This window comes from Streptomyces agglomeratus (assembly GCF_001746415.1).
Classification (GTDB): domain Bacteria; phylum Actinomycetota; class Actinomycetes; order Streptomycetales; family Streptomycetaceae; genus Streptomyces; species Streptomyces agglomeratus.
Genome location: NZ_MEHJ01000001.1, coordinates 284,089 through 307,357 on the forward strand (window position 1 = coordinate 284,089; position 23,269 = coordinate 307,357).

General features: G+C 72.0%; 2 protein-coding genes. Both read right to left on the bottom strand.

Annotated features, from left to right (window positions below; genetic code table 11):
- Positions 1 to 15: 15 nt before the first annotated feature.
- Positions 16 to 3,408: an SDR family NAD(P)-dependent oxidoreductase gene (locus tag AS594_RS47165; RefSeq protein ID WP_276207379.1), complete on the bottom strand. Its 3,393-nt coding sequence runs from the start codon at positions 3,406 to 3,408 to the stop codon at positions 16 to 18.
- On the bottom strand, positions 3,363 to 23,231 hold the full coding sequence (locus AS594_RS01110) for a type I polyketide synthase (RefSeq protein WP_276207461.1): 19,869 nt from the start codon (positions 23,229 to 23,231) through the stop codon (positions 3,363 to 3,365). The genes AS594_RS47165 and AS594_RS01110 overlap by 46 nt, the downstream gene beginning before the upstream one ends.
- Positions 23,232 to 23,269 lie beyond the last annotated feature (38 nt).

Below are 23,269 nucleotides of genomic sequence, written 5' to 3' on the forward strand. Positions count from 1 at the left end.
ACCGCGCCGAAGCGGTCAGGAAATCCCGAATTCCTTGCCGAGCAGATCGAATACTTCGTCGTCCGTAGCCGATTCCAGATCGCTACCGCCCGTACCAGGTCCTTCCTGGACCGGCACCTTGCCGAATTCACCGGCAATCGCCAATACGGCCTGGAGCTTTGACACGATCCGGTCGCGAGTTTCACTCGCTGACAACTGCGTGACCAATTCTTGTTCAATCCTGTCCAGGTCGGCAAGTAGGGAATTTACTAGGGCCGGTCCGGCCGCCCCCGCCGTCTCCATGAGTACGTGACGGGCCAGAAGAGCGGGTGTCGGGTAGTCGAAGACCAGCGTCGCGGGGAGCCGCAGCCCGGAGGCCTTGTTCAGCCGGTTGCGCAGTTCGACGGCCGTGAGGGAGTCGAAGCCCAGGTCCTGGAAGGCGTGTTCCGGCCGGACCGTACGGTCCGACGCGTGCCCCAGGACCGCGGCCGCCTCGGCCCGGACAAGGTCCAGCACGGTCTTCTCCCGCTCAGCCTCCGGCAGCCCCTCCAGGCGCTCGGCCAGCAAGGACGCGGAGGGAGCGGCGGCAGCTTGCGCGGCCCTCCGGGCGGCCGTGGCCGGCACGAGGGCGCGCAGCACCGGCGGGGCCTCACCGGCGCGCAGCGCGCCGGTGTCGATGCGGACCGGGGCGAGTACCGCCTCGTCCGAAGCCAGTGCCGCGTCGAACAGCCGCAGCCCCTCCTCCGGCGGCAGCGACAGCACTCCGCTGCGCGCCATCCGCGCCCGGTCGGCCTCGGCGAGGCCGTCCGTCATCGCACCGGACTGTTCCCACACACCCCATGCCAGCGATGTGGCGGGCAGCCCTTCACGGCGCCGGTGCGCCGAGAAGGCGTCGAGGAAGGAATTCGCCGCCGCGTAGCTCGCCTGACCGGCGCTGCCAACCATGCCGGCGACGGACGAGAACACCACGAAGGCGGTCAGGCCCATTTCCCGGGTGCACTCGTGCAGGTTCAGCACGGCGTCCACCTTGGGGCGGAAGACCTCCCTCATCCTCTCCGGTGTGACCGAGGCGACGACCCCGTCGTCGAGAACACCCGCGGTGTGCACGACGGCCGACAGCGCATGCTCGCCGAGCCCGTCCAGCATTCCGGAGACGGCCTCCCTGTCCGCGACGTCACAGGCCGCCCAGGTGACCTCGCCACCCCATGCGACCAGTTCGGCCTCCAGCTCGGCCGCACCGGGTGCGTCCGCGCCCCGGCGGCTCGCCAGCAGGAGTCGGCGCACCTTGTGCTCGGACACCAGGTGCCGCGCGACGAGCGCGCCCAGCGCCCCGGAGGCACCGGTCACGAGGACAGTGCCGTCGGCGAGGTCCGGCAGGTCGGCGGCGGTAGTGGTGGCGGTCCCGGTGGCCTTCACCAGGCGCGGTACGAACACTTCCCCGTCGCGGACCGCGAATTGCGGCTCACCGGAAGCGAGCACGGCGGGCAGCACACCGACCGCCTCATCGGTGTCCTCGGCCTCCACCAGCACGATCCGGTCCGGGTTCTCCGACTGCGCGGACCGCACGAGCCCCCACACCGCAGCATGAGCCAGATCGCCCGGACGCGTCACCAAGGCCAGACGCCCAGGACGCTCCTCCGCCAACCACCACTGCACCAATCCCAGAACCTCACTCGCAGTGCGGTGCACGCGGTCGGCGGTCTGCGTACCGGACCCCGCCGGGCACGGAACGACGGTGACCACCGCGACATCGGGAAGGGCCGGCTCGGCGGGCAGAGCGGCCGGATCCGAGTAGCTCCGTACGTCGAGGCCGACGGCAGCGTCAGTCGCCGTGAGGGCCGCGGGCTGCCATACGAGGCGGAACAGCGAGTCGTCGGCACGCCTGCCGGAGCCGCCCGCCACGAGCAGTTGCTCGCGCGACACCGGCCGCAGCGACAGTGAGCCGACCGTGGCCACCAGACCGCCCGAGGCGTCGGCCACGGTCAGCGACACCGCGTCCGTACCCGTGCGAGAGACCTTGACCCGCAGCGCCGTCGCCCCCGCGGCACGCACACCCACCTCGGACCAAGCGAAGGGCAGCAGCGGCCCGTCGACGACGGGGCCGAGCCCGCCCGCGCCGATCGCGTGCAGCGCCGCGTCCAGCAGCGCCGGATGAACGGCGAACGCGCCCGCCTCCGTGCCCTCGGGGAGGGTGACCTCGGCGAAAACGTCGTTCCCGCTGCGCCACACCGACCGCAGGCCCCGGAAGACCGGGCCGTAGCCCAGGCCGAGTCCGTCCAGGCCCTCGTAGAACCCGGTCAGGTCGACGGCCTCGGCACCCGCCGGCGGCCACGCGCCGAGGTCTGCACCATGCGGCGGCTCGGGCAGCGCGTCCGTCAGGGAGCCGACCGCGTGCCGCACCCACGGCGCGTCGTCCGGGGCATCCTCCCGTCGCGAGTGCACGCTCAGCGCGCGCCTGCCCGGCTCCTCCTCGGCCCCAACCCACACCTGCACGGCCACACCGCCGCGGTCCGGGACGATCAGCGGTGCTTCCAGTGTCAGCTCCTCGACCTGTGCACAACCGGCCTCGTCGCCCGCACGCACCGCCAGCTCCACGAGCGCGGTACCCGGCAGCAGCACGCTGTCCATGACCGTGTGGTCGGCGAGCCAGGGGTGCGTCCTGAGCGAGAGCCGCCCGGTGACCAGGAACCCGTCGGCGCCGGGCAGTGCGACCGCCGCACCGGCCAACGGGTGCTCCGCCGCACCCAGCCCGAGTCCGGTGGCGGCGGCGCTGCCGGTGAACTCCTCGGGCACATCCAGCCAGTAGCGCTCGTACTGGAAGGCGTAGGTCGGTAGGTCGACGCGGTGGGCGCCGGGGAAGAGCGCCTGCCAGTCCGGGGAGATGCCGTGGGTGTGCAGCCGCCCTACGGCGGTGACGAGGGCGTACGGCTCGGCACGGTCGGCGCGCAGGGCGGGGACGGTGACGATGTCTGTGCCGTCGTCGAGGCAGCCTTCGGCAAGGGCGCTGAGGACACCGCCGGGGCCGATCTCCACGAACGTGCTCACGCCCAGCTCGTGCAAGGTCCGCACACCGTCGGCGAAGCGGACCGCCTCACGGACGTGCCGGACCCAGTACTCGGGCGTGTACGGCTCGGCCAGTCGGCCGGTGAGGTTCGAGACCACCGGGATCCGCGGCTCGTCGAAAGCCAGACCGCGAACGACCTCCGCGAACTCCTCCAGCATCGGATCCATCAACGGCGAATGGAACGCGTGACTGACCTTCAGACGGGACGTCTTACGACCCTGCTCCCGGAAGGCCTCACCGATGGCGACGACCGCGTCCTCCGCACCGGAAACCACGACCGACCGAGGCCCGTTGATCGCCGCGACGCCGACCTCGTCGGTCAGGTAGGGCAGTACCTCGTCCTCGGTGGCCTGGACCGCCACCATCGCCCCGCCGCGGGCAGGGCCTGCATCAACGCTGCCCGCGCCGACACCAACCTCGCCGCATCCCCGAGCGACAACACACCCGCCACGTGCACGGCCGCGATCTCACCCACCGAATGACCAGCCACATAATCCGGCCGCACACCCCACGACTCGAGGAGACGGAACAACGCCACCTCGACGGCGAACAAAGCGGGCTGCGTCGAACCCGTCTGATTCAACTCCTCCGAGTCGACATCGACCGGCGCATCCAGAAGCGCGCACACCTCGTCGTACGCCGCCGCGAACACGGGGTACGCCGCGTACAGCTCACGCCCCATGCCGACCCGCTGCGAACCCTGACCCGAGAACAAGAACCCGACCTTGCCGCTGGTGCCCGGTTCACCCAGGAGGACCCGGTTGGACGGAGAGCCTGCGGCCAGCGCACGGAGCCCTTCCAGGAATTCGTCCCGGTGCTCCCCCACCACGGCGGCCCGGTGCTCCATGGCCGAGCGTGTGGTGGCGAGCGAGAACCCGATGTCGGGCGCCTGCAGGTCCGTAGCCGTCGCCAGGGACAGCAGACGCTCCGCCTGTGCCCGCAGCGCCGCCTCCGTCCTGCCGGACAGCACCCACGGTACGACCGCGCCGGTGTCGGACACGGGCAACAACTCCGCAGAGGTGGGCGCCTGTTCGACGATCACGTGGGCGTTGGTGCCGCTGATGCCGAAGGAGGACACGGCGGCGCGGCGCGGCACGTCGGTCACCGGCCACTCCACAGCCTCGGTGAGCAGCCGTACCGCGCCCGCCGACCAGTCCACGTGCGGCGTCGGCTCGTCCACGTGCAGGGTCTGCGGCAGCACACCGTGCCGCATCGCCATGACCATCTTGATCACACCACCGACACCCGCGGCCGCCTGCGCATGACCGACGTTCGACTTCAGCGAGCCCAGCCACAACGGCCGTTCCTCCGAACGCTCCTGACCGTACGTGGCGATCAGCGCCTGCGCCTCGATCGGATCACCCAGCTTCGTACCTGTACCGTGCGCCTCCACCGCATCGACCTGCTCCGAAGACAGGCCCGCATTGGCCAGCGCCTGCCGGATCACCCGCTGCTGCGCCGGACCGTTCGGAGCCGTCAGACCGTTCGACGCGCCGTCCTGGTTCACCGCCGTACCGCGAACGACCGCCAGCACCTTGTGCCCGTTGCGACGGGCGTCGGACAACCGCTCCACCAGCAGCATGCCCGCGCCCTCGGCCCAGCCCGTACCGTCCGCACCGGCCGCGAACGCCTTGCACCGGCCGTCCGCCGACAAGCCCCGCTGACGGCTGAACTCCACGAACGTCGAGGGAGTCGCCATGACGGTCACACCACCGACCAGCGCCATCGAGCACTCGCCGCTGCGTAGCGACTGGGTCGCCAGGTGCAGCGCCACCAGCGAGGACGAGCACGCCGTGTCCACCGTGACCGCCGGGCCCTCGAGCCCGAACGTGTACGAGAGCCGGCCGGAGGCGATGCTGCCCGCGCTGCCGCTGCCCAGGTAGGCGTCCATGCCCTCCGGAGCCGTCTTCACACGGCCGCCGTAGTCGTGGTACATCACGCCGGCGAAGACACCGGTCCTGCTGCCCCGTACCGTCGCCGGGTCGATCCCGGCCCGCTCGAACGCCTCCCACGACGTCTCCAGCAGCAACCGCTGCTGCGGGTCCATCGCCAGCGCCTCACGCGGCGAGATCCCGAAGAAAGCCGGGTCGAACTCGGCAGCCTCGTGGAGGAAGCCGCCGTGGCGCACGTAGGACTTGCCGGAGCGGTCGGGGTCCGGGTCGTAGAGGTTCTCGACGTCCCAGCCGCGGTTCTCGGGGAATCCCGAGACCGCGTCGCCGCCGGAGGCGACGAGGCGCCACAGGTCTTCAGGCGACCGCACGTCACCGGGAAACCGGCAGGCCATGCCCACGATTGCGATCGGCTCGTCCGCCGCTCCGGTCACCGCGGCGACCGCGGCCTCGGACTGCTCCTGGACGCCCAGTGTCTCGGCGAGCAGGAAGCGGGAGAGCGCGACGGGCGTGGGGTGGTCGAAGACCATGGTCGCGGGGAGCCGCAGCCCGGTCGCCGTGTTCAGCCGGTTGCGCAGTTCCACCGAGGTGAGCGAGTCGAAACCGGCGTCCTGGAACGCGTGTTCCGGCTGGACGGCCTGGGCCGAGGCGTGGCCGAGCACGGCGGCGACCTCGGTACGCACCAGGTCCAGCACCACCTGCTCGCGCTCGACCTCGGACAGCCCGGCCAGCCGCCGGCCCAGCGATCCCTTCGGCGCGGTCCTCGCCGTGCGCCGCGCGGTGCCCCGTGCCGGGCCACGCAGCCCTCGCAGGACCGGCGGCACCGTGCCCTGCGGCCCGCCCAGGTCCAGCCTCAGCGGGGCGACGACGGCCCGGTCCAGGGCCAGTGCCGCGTCGAACAGCCGCAGTCCTTCGTCGACGGCCATCGGGGCCAGGCCCACCCGCTTGAGCCGGGCGAGGTCCGCCTGGTCGAGCCGGTCGGCCATGCCACTGCCCTGCTCCCACAGGCCCCATGCCAGCGACGTGGCGGGGAGCCCCCGGGCGCGGCGGGCTTCGGCGAAGGCGTCGAGGAAGGTGTTCGCCGCCGCGTAGTTGCCCTGTCCCGCGCTGCCCAGGATTCCGGACACCGAGGAGAAGACGACGAACGCCGACAGGTCGCTCGTCAGTTCATGGAGATTGAGCACGGCGTCGGTCTTCGGGCGCAGCACCTTCTCCATGCGCTCCGGGGTGAGCGCGGCGATCACTCCGTCGTCGAGGACGCCGGCCGTGTGCACCACGGCCGTCACCGGCGTGCCGGACAGCACCTCGGCGAGGGCGTCCCGATCGGCCACGTCGCAGGCCGCCCAACGCACCTCGGCGCCCCACGCGGCCAGTTCGGCCTCCAGCTCGACCGCACCGGGTGCGTCCGCGCCGCGACGGCTGAGCAGCAGCAGACTGCGCACACCGTGCTCGGCGACCAGGTGCCGGGCGAACAGCCCGCCCAGCGCACCGGACGCGCCGGTCAGCAGGACGGTGCCGGAGCCGAAGTCCGGCGTGCCGGTGGCGGTCCCGGTGGCCTTCACCAGGCGCGGTACGAACACCTCCCCGTCGACCACCGCGAATTGCGGCTCACCGGAAGCGAGCACGGCGGGCAGCACACCGACCGCCTCATCGGTGTCCTCGGCCTCCACCAGCACGATCCGGTCCGGGTTCTCCGACTGCGCGGACCGCACGAGCCCCCACACCGCAGCATGAGCCAGATCGCCCGGACGCGTCACCAGCACCAAACACCCCGGACGCTCCTCCGCCAACCACCACTGCACCAGCGCCAGAACCTCACTCGCGACGCTGCGCACACGGTCGGCGGTCTGCGTACCGGACCCCGCCGGGCACGGAACGACGACGACGTCCGGTGCCCCTTCCGACTCCCGCAGTGCGTCGAAGTCCGCGACAGTCTCGATCACCAGCGCGTCGGTGGCGGAGGGAAGGGTGAATGGCGTCCACTCCAGCGCGAACAGCTGATCGCCGCCACCGGCACCGCGCGATTGTTCCGCCGAGACGGCCCGCAACGACAGCGACTCGACCGAGGCCACCGGGTCACCGGTGCCATCGGCCACGGCAAGCGTCACCGAACCGGTGGCCGTCCGCGACAGTTTCACCCGCGCCATCGCGGCACCGGCAGCCTGTACGGCGACGCCGGACCACGCGAACGGCAGGACCGGGCCCTCGTCCAGCGCCACCAGCCCACCGGCGGCCAGTGCGTGCAGGGCGGCGTCCAGCAGCGCCGGGTGCAGGGCGAACTCCGCTGCCTCGGCAGCCGACTCGTCCGGCAGCTCGACCTCGGCGAAGACGTCGTCCCCGGCGCGCCACACCGAGCGCAGCCCCTGGAAGACCGGACCATAGTCCAGGCCCGCAGCGGCCATGCCCTCGTAGAACCCGGTCAGGTCGACGGCATCCGCACCCGTCGGCGGCCATGCGCCGAGGTCCGCAGCGGACGGTGCCTCTGCCGAGGACAGCACACCCGTCGCGTGTCGCAGCCACGAACCGTCGTCGACGCGCGAGTGCACGCTCAGCTGCCGCCGGCCGGACTCGTCCTCCGGACCGACAGCCACCTGAAGGGTGACGCCACCGCGCTCGGGCACGACCAGGGGAAGCTCGAGGGTGAGGTCTTCGACCCAGCCGCATCCCGTCTCGTCGCCCGCCCGGATCGCCAACTCGACGAACGCGGTGCCCGGCAGCAGAACGGTCCCGTTCACGGCGTGGTCGGTGAGCCACGGGTGGGTTTTGAGGGAAATCAGTCCGGTGAGCAGGATCCCGTTGCTGTCGGCCGTCGCAATCGCGGCACCAAGCAGCGGATGGTCCGCCGCCTCCAGGCCGGCGGCCCGGACGTCCCCGGACGTCTGGGGAACGTCGAGCCAGTAGCGCTCGCGCTGGAAGGCGTAGGTCGGTAGGTCGACGCGGTGGGCGCCGGGGAAGAGCGCCTGCCAGTCCGGGGAGACGCCGTGGGTGTGCAGCCGCCCTACGGCGGTGACGAGGGCGTACGGCTCGGCACGGTCGGCGCGCAGGGCGGGGACGGTGACGATGTCTGTGCCGTCGTCGAGGCAGCCTTCGGCAAGGGCGCTGAGGACACCGCCGGGGCCGATCTCCACGAACGTGCTCACGCCCAGCTCGTGCAAGGTCCGCACACCGTCGGCGAAGCGGACCGCCTCACGGACGTGCCGGACCCAGTACTCGGGCGTGTACGGCTCGGCCAGTCGGCCGGTGAGGTTCGAGACCACCGGGATCCGCGGCTCGTCGAAAGCCAGACCGCGAACGACCTGCGCGAACTCCTCCAGCATCGGATCCATCAACGGCGAATGGAACGCGTGACTGACCTTCAGACGGGACGTCTTACGACCCTGCTCCCGGAAGGCCTCACCGATGGCGACCACCACGTCCTCGGCCCCGGAGACGACGACCGACCGCGGGCCGTTGATCGCCGCGATCCCGACCTCGTCGGTCAGGTAGGGCAGTACCTCGTCCTCGGTGGCCTGGACCGCCACCATCGCCCCGCCGACGGGCAGGGCCTGCATCAACGCTGCCCGCGCCGACACCAGCCTCGCCGCATCCCCGAGCGACAACACACCCGCCACGTGCACGGCCGCGATCTCACCGACCGAGTGACCGGCCACGTAGTCCGGGTGGATGCCCCACGATTCGAGAAGCCGGAACAGGGCGACCTCGACGGCGAAGAGCGCGGGCTGCGTCGAACCCGTCTGGTTGAGCTTTTCCGAGTCGACGCCGACCGGCACGTCCAGAAGCGCGCACACCTCGTCGTACGCCGCCGCGAACACCGGGTACGCCGCATACAGCTCGCACCCCATCCCCAGCCGCTGCGAACCCTGACCCGAGAACAAGAACCCGACCTTGCCCCCGACGGCACCGCCCACCACAGCAGCACCGGAAACAAGCGCCTCCAACCCCTGCCGGAAATCCCCGAACTCCTCCCCCACGACCACCGCACGGCGCTCCAGCACCGAACGCGACGTCGCCAGCGAGAACGCCACATCCTCCGGCCGAACCCCAGCGCCCCCGACGCCATCGGCGTCCAGAAAGGACAGCAACCGGCCCGCCTGCTCCCGCAGCGCCCCATCGCTCTTCGCCGACAGCACCCACGGCACAACCGCACCCGAGGCCGAAGCCGAAGCTGAAGCCGGGGAATCCTCCGCCACACCAGGCGCCTGTTCGACGATCACGTGGGCGTTGGTGCCGCTCACACCGAAGGAGGACACGGCGGCGCGGCGCGGCACGTCGGTCACCGGCCACTCCACAGCCTCGGTGAGCAGCCGTACCGCGCCCGCCGACCAGTCCACGTGCGGCGTCGGCTCGTCCACGTGCAGGGTCTGCGGCAGCACACCGTGCCGCATCGCCATGACCATCTTGATCACACCACCGACACCCGCGGCCGCCTGCGCATGACCGACGTTCGACTTCAGCGAGCCCAGCCACAACGGCCGTTCCTCCGAACGCTCCTGACCGTACGTGGCGATCAGCGCCTGCGCCTCGATCGGATCACCCAGCTTCGTACCTGTACCGTGCGCCTCCACCGCATCGACCTGCTCCGAAGACAGGCCCGCATTGGCCAGCGCCTGCCGGATCACCCGCTGCTGCGCCGGACCGTTCGGAGCCGTCAGACCGTTCGACGCGCCGTCCTGGTTCACCGCCGTACCGCGAACGACCGCCAGCACCTTGTGCCCGTTGCGACGGGCGTCGGACAACCGCTCCACCAGCAGCATGCCCGCGCCCTCGGCCCAGCCCGTACCGTCCGCACCGGCCGCGAACGCCTTGCACCGGCCGTCCGCCGACAAGCCCCGCTGACGGCTGAACTCCACGAACACGGACGGGCCTGCCATCACCGTGACGCCGCCGACGAGGGCCATCGAGCACTCACCGCTCCGCAGTGCCTGCGCGGCAAGGTGGAGGGCCACAAGCGACGACGAGCACGCCGTGTCGACCGTGACCGCCGGCCCCTCGAGCCCGAACGAGTACGAAACACGCCCCGAAGCGACGCTGCCCGCGCTGCCGTTGACGAGGTAGCCCTCCAGCCCTGCCGGCGAGGTGTGCACGCGGCCGCCGTAGTCGTGGTACATCACGCCGGCGAAGACACCGGTCCTGCTGCCCCGTACCGTCGCCGGGTCGATCCCGGCCCGCTCGAACGCCTCCCACGACGTCTCCAGCAGCAACCGCTGCTGCGGGTCCATCGCCAGCGCCTCACGCGGCGAGATCCCGAAGAAGTCCGCGTCGAAGTCCGCCGCGTCGTGCAGGAAGCCGCCCTCTCGGGTGTAGCTGGTGCCCCACTGGTCGGGGTTCGGGTCGTAGAGCCGCTCCACGTCCCAGCCGCGGTCCTCGGGGAAGCCCGACACGGCGTCGCCGCCGGAGGACACCAGCTGCCACAGGTCCTCGGGCGACTGCACGCCGCCGGGGTAGCGGCAGGCCATCCCCACGATCGCGATCGGCTCGTCCGCCGTTCCGGTGGGCGTGGAGAGGGTCGCCGGCACGACTGCCGCCGCCTCGCCGGCGCCTGCGGCTTCGGCGGTGAGGAAGCGGGCGAGGACAAGCGGGTTCGGGTAGTCGAAGACCAGGGTGGCGGGCAGGCGCATACCGACGGCCGAGTTGAGCCGGTTGCGCAGTTCGACGGCGGTCAGCGAGTCGAACCCGATGTCCTTGAACGAGTCGTCCGCGCCGACCGACTGTGCGGCGGCGTGCCCGAGCACAGCGGCGACCTGAGTACGCACCAGGTCCAGCACCACGTGCTCGTGCTCGGCTTCCGGCAGCCCGGCCAGCCGCTGACCCAGCGATCCCTTCGGCGCGGTCCTCGCCGTGCGCCGCACCGGCGCGACCCGCACCAGGCCGCGCAGGACAGGCGGCACGGGCTGCCCCGGTCCGTCACGGAAGGTGGACGTGTCGAGCCGGATCGGGGCGACTGCCGCCCGATCGATGGCCAGTGCCGCGTCGAACATCCGCAGGCCGTCCGTCGGCGGGATCGCGGCGAGGCCCATCCGCTTGATGCGGGTGAGATCGGTGTGGTCGAGGCTGCCGGTCATGGCGCTCTCGCTGTCCTGCGCCCACAGGCCCCAGGCCAGCGACGTGGCCCGCAGGCCCACGGAACGGCGGTGCTCGGCGAGGGCGTCGAGGAAGGTGTTGGCAGCGGCGTAGTTCGCCTGGCCGGGCGTGCCGAGGGTGCCCGCCACCGAGGAGAAGAGCACGAACGCGGACAGGTCGCCGGACAGCTCGCCCGCCAGGTCGTGCAGGTTCAGCGCCGCGTCCACCTTCGGACGGAACACGGCGTCCAGCCGCTCGGGGGTCAGTGAGCCGATGATTCCGTCGTCCAGGACGCCGGCGGTGTGGACGATCGCGGACAGGCTCTGCCCGGGGCCGGTCAGGAGTGCACGCACGGCGTCGCGGTCGGCCACATCACACGCGGCCCAGGTGACGTCGGCGCCGTTCGCGGTCAGCTCGGCGGTGAGTTCGGCCGCGCCGGGTGCGTCGCCGCCGCGGCGGCTGACAAGCAGCAGACTGCGGACGCCGTGCTCGGCGACCAGGTGCCGGGCGAACAGTCCACCCAGCCCGCCCGACGCGCCGGTCAACAGAACGGTGCCGGAGCCGAGGCCGGGCAGCTCCGGCTCCGCGTTCGGCGCAGCGACGCGGACCAGTCTCGGCACCCGGACCTCGTCGTCCGGGTGCACCGCGGCCTGCGGCTCACCCGACGCGATCAGGCCGGGCAGCACGCGGGCAAGACGGGTACCGTCAACACCGCTGACGACGTCGGCACGGGCATCACCGGCGGTCTCCACCAGCACGATGCGGTCGGGGTTCTCGGTCTGCGCCGAGCGCACCAGTCCGCGGACCGCCGACTGGGCGAGGTCTCCCGTACGCGTCACCAGCACCAGACGCGCCGGACGTTCCTCGGCAAGCCACCACTGCACCAGCTCCAGCACGGCGTGGGTGACCTCACGGATCCGGGTGGCCAGGTCCGCACCGGTCCCGGTCGGGCAGGGCAGGACCACGGCATCGGCGACGGCTGCGGCATCGCTGTCCGCCGGCGAGTCAGTGGAACGGAGCGCGGCGAGATCCTCGTACGTCTCGATCCTCATGCCGTCCGGCGCGGACGGCAGGCCGAACGGCGTCCACTCCAGGCCGAAGACCGCGTCGTCGCTGCCGGAACCGGCGCGCAACTGGTCGGCGGGCGCCGGGCGCAGCGTCAGCGAGTCGACCTGCGCGACCGGTTCACCGGTGCCGTCGGCCAGTACCAGCGACACCATGGAGGCGCCGGTTCCGACGCGCGAGACCTTCACCCGCAGGTCGGAGGCTCCGGCAGCCGCCAGGCGCACGCCGCTCCAGGCGAACGGCAGCAGTCCGTTCCCCGTCCCGGCCTCAGGCTCGACCGCGCCCAGCCAGACGGAGTGCAGGGCGGCGTCGAACAGGGCGGGGTGCAGTCCGTACTTCCCGGCGTCCGTCCGCTCCGTGCCGGGCAGCTCCACCTCGGCGAAGAAGTCGTCCCCGCTCCGCCACGCGGTACGCAGCCCCTGGAAGACGGGGCCGTAGTCGAGCGCCATGTCGGCGAGGCGGTCGTAGAACCCGTCGACGTCGACCGGCTCCGCACCCACGGGCGGCCACGCGGTGAGCGAGCCGTTCGCGGGCCCTCCTGTGGCGACGGTCAGCGAGCCGGAGGCGTGCCGGACCCATACCCGTTCGAAGTCGTCCTCGTGGGCGTACACGTCCCCGTCGTCGATCCGCGAGTGCACGGTCAGCGGCCTGCGGCCCGAGCCGTCGTCGGCGCCGACGCGCACCTGCAGGGCGACGCCGCCGCGCTCGGGCACGAGCAGCGGTGTCTCCAATGTCAGCTCTTCCAACAGGTCGCAGCCCACGGCGTCGGCAGCGGTGATCGCCAGCTCGACGAACGCGGTTCCCGGCAGGAGCGCGACCCCACTGACGGCGTGGTCCACCAGCCACGGGTGCGTGTGCGTCGAGAGCCGCCCGGTGAGCAGGTGTCCGTCGCCGTCGGCCAGCGGCACGGCGGCGCCGAGGAGCGGGTGACCGGCTTCGCCCTGCCCCACCGCGCGCAGATCACCGGCCGAGGCGGGGGCATCGAGCCAGTAGCGCTCGCGCTGGAAGGCGTAGGTGGGCAGGTCGACGCGCCGGGCGCCCGGGAAGAAGGCGTGCCAGTCCACTTCGGCACCGCTGACGTGCAACTCGGCGAGCGCGGTCACGACGGCCTGCCGCTCGGGACGGTCGGCCCGGAGCACGGGAATGGTGACGATGTCGTCCGCACAGCCCTGCGCCATGCCGCTCAGCACACCGCCGGGACCGATCTCCACGAACGTGCTCACACCCAGATCGCCCAGAGTCTCAATGCCGTCGGCAAAGCGCACCGCCTCACGCACGTGCCGCACCCAGTACTCGGGCGTGTACGCCTCAACCAGGCGACCGGTGAGGTTCGAGACCACCGGGATCCGCGGCTCGTCGAAAGCCAGACCGCGAACGACCTGCGCGAACTCCTCCAGCATCGGGTCCATCAACGGCGAATGGAACGCGTGACTGACCTTCAACCGCGAGGTTTTGCGGCCCTGTCGGACGAACACCTCGGTAATCGCCGTAACCGCGTCCTCCGCACCGGAAACGACCACGGACCGGGGGCCGTTGACCGCGGCGATCCCGACCTCGTCGGTCAGATGCGGCAGCACCTCGTCCTCGGCCGCCTGCACCGCCACCATCGCACCACCAGCGGGCAGCGCCTGCATCAACGCTGCCCGCGCCGACACCAACCTCGCCGCATCCCCGAGCGACAACACACCCGCCACATGCGCAGCCGCGATCTCACCCACCGAATGACCAGCCACATAATCCGGCCGCACACCCCACGACTCCAGCAACCGAAACAGCGCCACCTCGACGGCGAACAAGGCCGGTTGGGTGCAACCGGTCTGGTTCAGCTCATCCGAACCAACATCGACCGTGACCTCAAGATGTGCGCACACCTCGTCGTACGCCGCCGCGAACACCGGATACGCCGCGTACAGCTCACGCCCCATCCCCAACCGCTGCGAACCCTGACCCGAGAACAAGAACCCGACCTTGTCCGCCGAGTGAGCGCGTCCGGCGACGACGTTCGCCACCGGTTCGCCTGCCGCGACGGCCTCAAGACCTGCCCGCAACTCGACCGGGTCGGTGCCGATCACCGCAGCCCGGTGCTCCAGCGCCGACCGCGTCGTGGCCGACGAGAATCCGACGTCGACGGGCGACACATCGTCGGTCGCGAAGGCCAGTAGACGCTCCGCCTGGGTCCGCAGCGCCACTTCGTTCTTTGCTGACAGCACCCACGGCACGGGCACCGGGCGGTGTTCCCGGGCCGGGTCGGCCACGGCCGCGGCGGGCGCCTCCTCGATGATCGTGTGCGCGTTGGTGCCGCCGATGCCGAAGGACGACACCGCGGCCCTGCGGGGCCTGGCGGTCCCGGGCCATCGCACCGACTCGGTCAGCAGCCGCACGGCGCCCGCCGACCAGTCGACGTGCGCGGTCGGCTCGTCCACATGAAGCGTCTGCGGCAGCATGCCGTGCTGCATCGCCAACACCATCTTGATCACACCGGCGACACCCGCGGCGGCCTGCGTGTGACCGATGTTGGACTTAACCGAGCCCAGCCACAACGGCCGGTCGTCGGAGTGTTCCTGCCCGTACGTGGCGAGGAGCGCCTGCGCCTCGATCGGGTCGCCCAGCCTCGTGCCCGTGCCGTGCGCCTCGACGGCGTCCACGTCGGCCGGCGTGAGCCCGGCGTTCGCCAGCGCCTGCCGGATCACCCGCTGCTGCGAGGGACCGTTCGGCGCGGTCAGACCGTTGGACGCACCGTCCTGGTTCACCGCACTCCCCCGCACGACGGCCAGTACCTTGTGGCCGTTCCGACGGGCGTCGGACAACCGCTCCACCAACAGCAGACCGACGCCCTCGCCCCAACCCGTACCGTCGGCACCGGCCGCGAACGCCTTGCACCGCCCGTCGGGCGATAGACCGCGCTGCCTGCTGAACTCCACGAACAGGTCCGGCGTGGTCATGATGGTGACGCCCCCGACCAGGGCCATCGTGCACTCGCCGCTCCGCAGTGCCTGCGCGGCGAGATGGAGGGCCACGAGCGACGACGAGCACGCCGTGTCGACCGTGACCGCCGAACCCTCCAGGCCGAACGTGTAGGAGATGCGTCCGGAGACGACCGAGGCCGCCTTGCCGGTGAGCGCGTACCCCTCGATCTCCTCGGGCGCATTGCGCAGTCCGTTGGCGTAGTCCTGGCCGTTGGTGCCGATGAAGACACCGGTGCGGCTGGCGCGGACGGAGGCGGGGGCGATACCGGCGCGCTCGAAGGCCTCCCACGCGGTCTCCAGCAGCAGCCGCTGCTGCGGGTCCATGGCCAGCGCCTCGCGCGGCGAGATCCCGAAGAGACCGGCGTCGAAGCGGTCGGCGCCCTGGATGAAGCCGCCCGCGCGCGCGTACGTCTTGCCGGGTCGGTCGGGGTCGGGGTCGTAGAGCGCATCGATGTCCCAGCCGCGGTCGGTGGGGAAGCCGGACACCGCGTCCTGGCGGGAGCTCAGCAGCTCCCACAGGTCCTCCGGCGACTGAACGCCACCGGGGAAGCGGCAGCTCATGCTGACGATCGCGAGGGGCTCGTCGGCCGCGGCGGCGGCCGTCGCCTGCGCGGCGTCCGCCGCCGGCCCGTGCCGGCCGAGGAGTTCCACGCCCAGGTGACGGGCGAGGGCGGTGGGGGTCGGGTGGTCGAAGACCAAGGTGGTGGGCAGCGTGAGGCCGGTGGCCGTGTTGAGCCTGTGGCGCAGTTCGACGGCGGTGAGCGAGTCGAAGCCGGTCTCGCGGAACGTCCGGTCGGCTTCGAAGGCGCCCTTGCCCGTGTGGCCGAGCACCGTGGCGGCCTGCTCGCGGACCAGGTCCAGCAGGATGCGGCTCTGCTCCCCCGGCGTGGCGCCGAGGAGGCCCTGGACCAGCGCGGACGCGGGCACTTCGGCATTCTGCGCGGCCTGGGCGCGTACTTCGAGGGCCTTGCGGGCCTCGGGTACACCGTGCAGCAGCGGGCAAGGGCGCGTGCTAGCGAAGGCCGGGACGAAGCGGTCCCAGTCCACGTCCGCGACGGTCACGGAGGTTTCGCCGTGGGTCAGCGCACCGTGCAGCACGGAGATCGCGGGAAGGGCCGCGATCGCCCGTACGCCGCGCCGCCGCAGATGGTCACCGGCGGCGCCGTCGGCCATGCCTCCGTCCGCCCAGGATCCCCAGGCAACGGCCAGCGCGGGCAGGCCCTGCGCCCGGCGCTGCTCGGCGAGGGCGTCGAGGAAGGCGTTCGCGGCACCGTAGGCGCCCTGGCCGCCGTTGCCCCAGACACCGGTCATCGAGGAGAAGAGCACGAAGGCGTCGAGGCCCTGGCGGTCCCGGGTGAGCTCGTGCAGGTTGAGCGCTGCGTCCACCTTGGGGCGCAGCACGTGGTCGAGGCGCTCGGGCGTGAGCGATTCGACCAGACCGTCGTCGAGTACGCCTGCGGTGTGCACCACGGCGTTCACGGTGTGCCGGCCGAACAACTCGGCGAGCGCGTCGCGGTCGGCCGCATCGCACGCGACGACGGTGACCTGGGCGCCCAACTCCTCCAGCTCCGCCTTGAGTTCGGTGGCGCCCGGGGCGTCGGGGCCCCGGCGGCTGGTGAGCACCAGGTGTTCGGCACCGGCACCGGCGAGCCAGCGGGCCACGTGTCCACCCAGCGCACCCGTACCACCGGTCACGAGCACGGTGCCGCGCGGCGACCAGGGTGCGTCCGCGGGTTCCGTGCTTTGCGGCGCGCGCACGAGGCGGCGGCCGGACACTCCGGAGGCGCGTACGGCGAGCTGGTCCTCGTCGGCCTGGGCCAGCACGCCGACCAGTCGCTCCAGCGCGCGGGAGTCGAGCTCGGCAGGCAGGTCGACGAGCCCGCCCCAGCGCTGCGGCTGTTCCAGGGCAACGATCCTGCCCAGGCCCCAGAGCTGGGCGGAGACGGGGTCGGTCAGCAGGTCCGTCGTGCCGGTCGACACCGCGCCGCTGGTCAGACACCACAGCGAGGCCTCGATCCCGGCGTCGCCGAGGGCCTGGAGCAACAAAACGAGCCGCTGGAGGGCATCAGCCCCCGCTTCTCCCTGTGCTGCGGCGAACAGGATGCCGTCGGCCTGCTCGTGCCCGGTGTCGGCGAAGGCCCGGCCGAGCACGTCGCGGTCGGTGTCCTCGCCCACGGCGAACGGTACGAGCGCGACGCCGAGTTCCGTGAGCCCGGCGCGGATCGCCTCGGTCCACGCGGTCTCCTCGGAGACCGCGTAGAGCCAGGTCCCCGACGGAGCGGCCCCGACCATGTCACCGAGCGGCTGCCAGGTGATCCGGTAGCGCCAGCCGTCGGCGGTGGACTGCTGGCGCCGCTGCCGGCGCCATGCGGCCAGCTTGGGTGCGACCACGCCCAGTTCGGCGGGCTCCAGTCCCAGGAGTGCACCGAGAGATGCCCGGTCCTCGCTCTCGACGGAGTCCCAGAACTCGGCGTCCATCGCCTCCGGGGCGCCGGCGGTCGCCTGAGGCGCGTCGAGCCAGTAGCGCTCGCGCTGGAAGGCGTAGGTGGGCAGGTCGACGCGCCGGGCGCCCGGGAAGAAGGCGTGCCAGTCCACTTCGGCACCGCTGACGTGCAACTCGGCGAGCGCGGTCACGACGGCCTGCCGCTCGGGACGGTCGGCCCGGAGCACGGGAATGGTGACGATGTCGTCCGCACAGCCCTGCGCCATGCCGCTCAGCACACCGCCGGGACCGATCTCCACGAACGTGCTCACACCCAGATCGCCCAGAGTCTCAATGCCGTCGGCAAAGCGCACCGCCTCACGCACGTGCCGCACCCAGTACTCGGGCGTGTACGCCTCAACCAGGCGACCGGTGAGGTTCGAGACCACCGGGATCCGCGGCTCGTCGAAAGCCAGACCGCGAACGACCTGCGCGAACTCCTCCAGCATCGGATCCATCAACGGCGAATGGAACGCGTGACTGACCTTCAACCGCGAGGTTTTGCGGCCCTGTCGGACGAACACCTCGGTAATCGCCGTAACCGCGTCCTCCGCACCGGAAACGACCACGGACCGGGGGCCGTTGACCGCGGCGATCCCGACCTCGTCGGTCAGGTGCGGCAGCACCTCGTCCTCGGCCGCCTGCACCGCCACCATCGCACCACCAGCGGGCAGCGCCTGCATCAACGCTGCCCGCGCCGACACCAACCTCGCCGCATCCCCGAGCGACAACACACCCGCCACATGCGCAGCCGCGATCTCACCCACCGAATGACCAGCCACATAATCCGGCCGCACACCCCACGACTCCAGCAACCGAAACAGCGCCACCTCCACCGCGAACAACGCCGGCTGCGTGCAACCCGTCTGGTTCAACTCCCCCGCGTCCGCGTCAAGCGTGACGTCGAGATGGGCGCGGATCTCGTCGTAGGCAGCGGCGAACACCGGGAAGGCGTCATAGAGTCCGCGGCCCATACCGACCCGCTGCGAACCCTGACCCGAGAACAAGAACCCGACCTTGCCCCCGACGGCACCGCCCACCACAGCAGCACCGGAAACAAGCGCCTCCAACCCCTGCCGGAACTCCCCGAACTCCTCCCCCACGACCACCGCACGGCGCTCCAGCACCGCACGCGACGTCGCCAGCGAGAACGCCACATCCTCCGGCCGAACCCCAGCGCCCCCGACGCCATCGGCGTCCAGAAAGGACAGCAACCGGCCCGCCTGCTCCCGCAGCGCCCCATCGCTCTTCGCCGACAGCACCCACGGCACCGGCCCCGTAACGGCCGTCTCGCGGGCAGGCTCGTCGCTCGTCGCGGCCTGTTCGACGATGACGTGGGCGTTGGTGCCGCTGATGCCGAAGGACGACACAGCGGCACGCCGCGGCGCGTGGGTCGCAGGCCACTCCACGGCCTCGGTGAGCAGCCGGACATCACCGGCCGACCAGTCCACGTGCGGTGTCGGCTCATCGACGTGCAGGGTCTGCGGCAGCACGCCGTGCCGCATCGCCATGACCATCTTGATCACACCGGCCACGCCCGCCGCGGCCTGGGCGTGGCCGATGTTCGACTTCAGCGAGCCCAGCCACAACGGCCGGTCGCCGTCCCGTCCCTGGCCGTAGGCGGCGATGAGGGCTTCTGCCTCGATCGGGTCGCCGAGCCGCGTGCCCGTACCGTGCGCCTCCACGGCGTCGACGTCCGCGGGCGCGAGTCCGGCGGCCGCCAGGGCCTGGCGGATGACGCGCTGCTGGGAGGGGCCGTTGGGCGCCGTGAGTCCGTTCGACGCGCCGTCCTGGTTTACCGCGCTGCCCCGCACGACGGCCAGCACCCGGTGACCGTTGCGCCGGGCGTCGCTGAGCCGCTCCACCAGCAGCATGCCCGCGCCCTCGGCCCAGCCCGTACCGTCCGCACCGGCCGCGAACGCCTTGCACCGGCCGTCCGCCGACAAGCCCCGCTGGCGGCTAAACTCCACGAACATGCCGGGCGTGGACATCACGGTGACGCCGCCGGCCAGGGCCATCGTGCACTCGCCGCTCCGCAGCGACTGGACGGCCAGGTGCAGCGCCACCAGCGAGGACGAGCAGGCCGTGTCCACGGTGACCGCCGGGCCTTCGAGGCCGAACGAGTAGGCCACGCGGCCCGAGGCGACGCTGGTCGTCGTGCCGGTCAGCAGATAGCCCTCGATGCCGTCGGCCGGCTCGTGCAGCCGGGGGCCGTAGTCCTGTGCCGTCGCGCCGATGAACACGCCCGCCCGGCTCCCGCGTAGCGTGGCCGGGTCGATGCCGGCCCGCTCGAAGGCCTCCCACGCGGTCTCCAGGACCAGCCGCTGCTGCGGGTCGATCGCGGCGGCCTCGCGGGGGCTGATGCCGAAGAAGCTGGCGTCGAACTCGGCCGCCTCGTGCAGGAAGCCGCCGTGCCGCGTCGAGGACTTGCCGAGCGTCCCGGGCTCCGGGTCGTAGAGCGCTTCGACGTCCCAGCCGCGGTCCGCCGGGAATCCGGAGATGGCGTCGCCACCTGAGGCGACCAGCCGCCACAGGTCCTCGGGGGAACTCACCCCGCCGGGCAGACGGCAGCTCATGGCCACGATGGCGATGGGCTCGTCGGGGTCGGCCGACGTCGCGGACGCGCAGGCCGCCGTGTCCTCGCCGCCCAGGGACCGGGCGGCGAGGTGGCGGGCGAGCGCGGCAGGGGTCGGGTGGTCGAACAGCAGCCCGCTGGGCAGGCGCAGGCCGGTGGCCTCACCCAGTTGGTTGCGCAGTACCACCGAGCTGAGCGAGTCGAAGCCGAGGTCCTTGAACGTCCACTCGGTCTTGACCTGGCGGGCTTCGGCGTGGCCCAGGACGGCGGCGATGTGTGCGCGGACCAGGTCGAGCACGACCTCGTCGCGTTCGGACCGGGGCAGTCCGGTCAGCCGTCGGCCCAGGGCTCCGAGGGGCGCGCTGTCGGTCTCGGCGATGGCGATGGCGATGGCGTCCGGCTCCGGAGCCGCGGGAGCCCAGCCGGTGGTGGCGACAGACGACGTGGCGTCGCCGTCCAGCCAGTACCGCTGCCGTTCGAACGCGTAGGTGGGCAGTGCGACCTTGCGGCGTGCGTCTCGCCCGCCGCCGAACAGGGCGTCCCAGTCCGGCTCCACGCCGTGGACGTGCAGCGAGGCGACTGCCGCAAGCAGGGCCTGCGCCTCGGGGCGACGGGCGCGCAGGGCGGGGACGAACAGGGACTCGCTGTCAGCGCCGGCGCGGGCCATGGAGGTGAGCACGCCCCCCGGGCCGAGCTCCAGGTAGGTGCGGACGCCCTGCTCGTCGAGGCGGGCGATGCCGTCGGCGAAGCGGACCGCGTCGCGCACATGGCGGACCCAGTACGCGGCCGTGCACCCTTCGTACTCCGAGGGCTCTTCTGACAGTCGGCCCGTCACGTTGGACACGATCGGGATGCGCGGGGCGTGGAAGGTGAGGCCCTCGGCCACGTCGCGGAACTCCGCCAGCATGGGTTCCATGTGTGGGGAGTGGAAGGCGTGGCTGACCCTCAGCCGGCTGATCTTGCGGCCCAGGGCAGCGAAGGCGTCGGCGATCTCGGTGGCGAGGTCCTCGTCGCCGGAGACGACGACGGAGTCCGGTCCGTTCAGGGCGGCGATGCTCACGCGGTCCGTGCGGTCGCCGATGCGGGCGCGGACCTCGTCCTCCGTGGCCTGGACGGCGATCATGACGCCGCCGGCGGGCAGCGCCTGCATCAGACGCCCGCGCGCGGCCACGAGGGCGCAGGCGTCGGCGAGCGAGAGGACGCCGGCGACGTGCGCGGCGGCGAGTTCGCCTATGGAGTGGCCCACGAGCACGCCGGGGGTGATGCCCCAGCTCTCCAGAAGCCGGAACAGGGCGACCTCGAGGGCGAACAGCGAGGTCTGCGTGTAGAGGGTCCGGTCGAGTTCGGCCGCTTCCTCGGTGCCTTCGGGGGCGAACATGACCTCGCGCAGCGGCCGCGGCAGCAAGGGGTCGAGGTGGGCGCACACCTCGTCCAGCTCGGTGGCGAACGCGGGGACGACCTCGGCCAGTTCGCGTCCCATGCCAGCTCGCTGGCTGCCCTGGCCGGAGAAGAGGAAGGCGAGCTCGCCGCGCGCGCTCGTGCGGCCCGTGGTCAGTGCGGCGTCGATGCCGCCGGTGGACAGCTCTCGCAGGGCGCGCAAGAAGTCGTCGCGATCCTCGCCCACGACGACCGCCCGGTGTTCGAAGGCGGTGCGGCCGGTGGCCAGCGACCAGCCGGCGTCGGGCAGGACGAGACCGGGGTGCGCCTCGGCGTGTGCGAGTAGGGCGGCGGCCTGGGCGCGCAGCCCGGACGCGGTCCTAGCGGACAGCGGCCAGAGGGTCGGCGCCGCGCTCGTACCCGCCTCCGCGGCCGCGCCCGCCGCGGTCGCCCGGTGTTCCGCCAGCACGATGTGGCAGTTGGTGCCGCCCATGCCGAACGAGCTGACGCCGGCGTGCAGCGGGCGGTCCTCCTGGCCCTCCCACGACGTGTGCTCGGTCTGCACCCGCAAGTTCAACCGGTTCAGGGGGATCGCCGGGTTCGGCGTCTCGAAGTTGAGGCTGGCGGGCAGTTCGCGGTGGCTGAGCGACAGGGCGGCCTTCAGCAGGCCGGTGATGCCGGCGGCTCCCTCCAGGTGGCCGACGTTGGTCTTGGCCGAGCCGACCCGCAGTGGGCGGCCGCGCTCGCGTCCCGCACCGAGCACTGCGCCGAGCGCGGCTGCCTCGACGGGGTCGCCGACCTTGGTGCCGGTGCCGTGCAACTCCACGTAGCCGACGTGGGCGGGGTCGATCCCGGCCCGCTCGTAGGCGAGACGCAGCACCTGTTCCTGCCCCGCCTGCAGCGGCACGGTCAGCCCGTCGCCGCCACCGTCGTTGTTGACCGCGCTGCCGCGGATCACGCAGTAGACGGGGTCGCCGTCCGCGACGGCCTGGGCGAGAGGTTTGAGCACGACGATGCCGCCGCCCTCGCCTCGGACGTAGCCGTTCGCGCGGGCGTCGAAGGTGAAGCAGCGGCCGTCGGGGGACAGGCCGCCGAACTTGGCGGCGCCCATGGCGCTCTCGGGAACGATGTTGAGGTTCACGCCGCCCGCGAGGGCGATCGTCGATTCGCCCTCGCGGAGGCTCTCGCAGGCGAGGTGGACCGAGACCAGAGAGGAGGACTGGCCGGAGTCCACGGTCAGGCTGGGGCCGTTGAGCCCGAGGAAGTACGAGACCCGGTTGGCGATGATGCTGCGGTGCAGGCCGGTGACGGTGTGCGGAGAGATGGCGGTGAGCCCGGAGCGGTGGTGCAAGGTCGCGTAGTCGTCCCAGATGGCGCCGACGAATACCCCGGTCCGGGTGGAGCGCAGCGTCCCGGCACGCACGTGCGCGTCCTCCAGCGCTTCCCAGGCCAGCTCCAGCACAAGCCGCTGCTGCGGGTCCATGGCGGCGGCCTCCTTGGGGGAGACTCCGAAGAACCCGGCGTCGAAGTGGCCGATGCGGTCGAGGAATCCTCCCCGTCGGATGTCGGTCCTGCCGGGTGCGGACGGGTCGGCGTCACCCACCGCGGCCCCGTCCCACCGGTCCGGGGGGACGTCGGTGATCGCGTCCGCGCCCTCGCTGAGCAGCCGCCAGAAGGCGGCTGGGTCGGCGGCCCCCGGCAGTCGGCACGCCAAGCCGATCACAGCTATACCATCGGCCGAATCCGCCGAAGCCGAACCGGACCGATTCACCATTCCGTTGAGCTCGGACTCGACCATATTGCACTCCACCC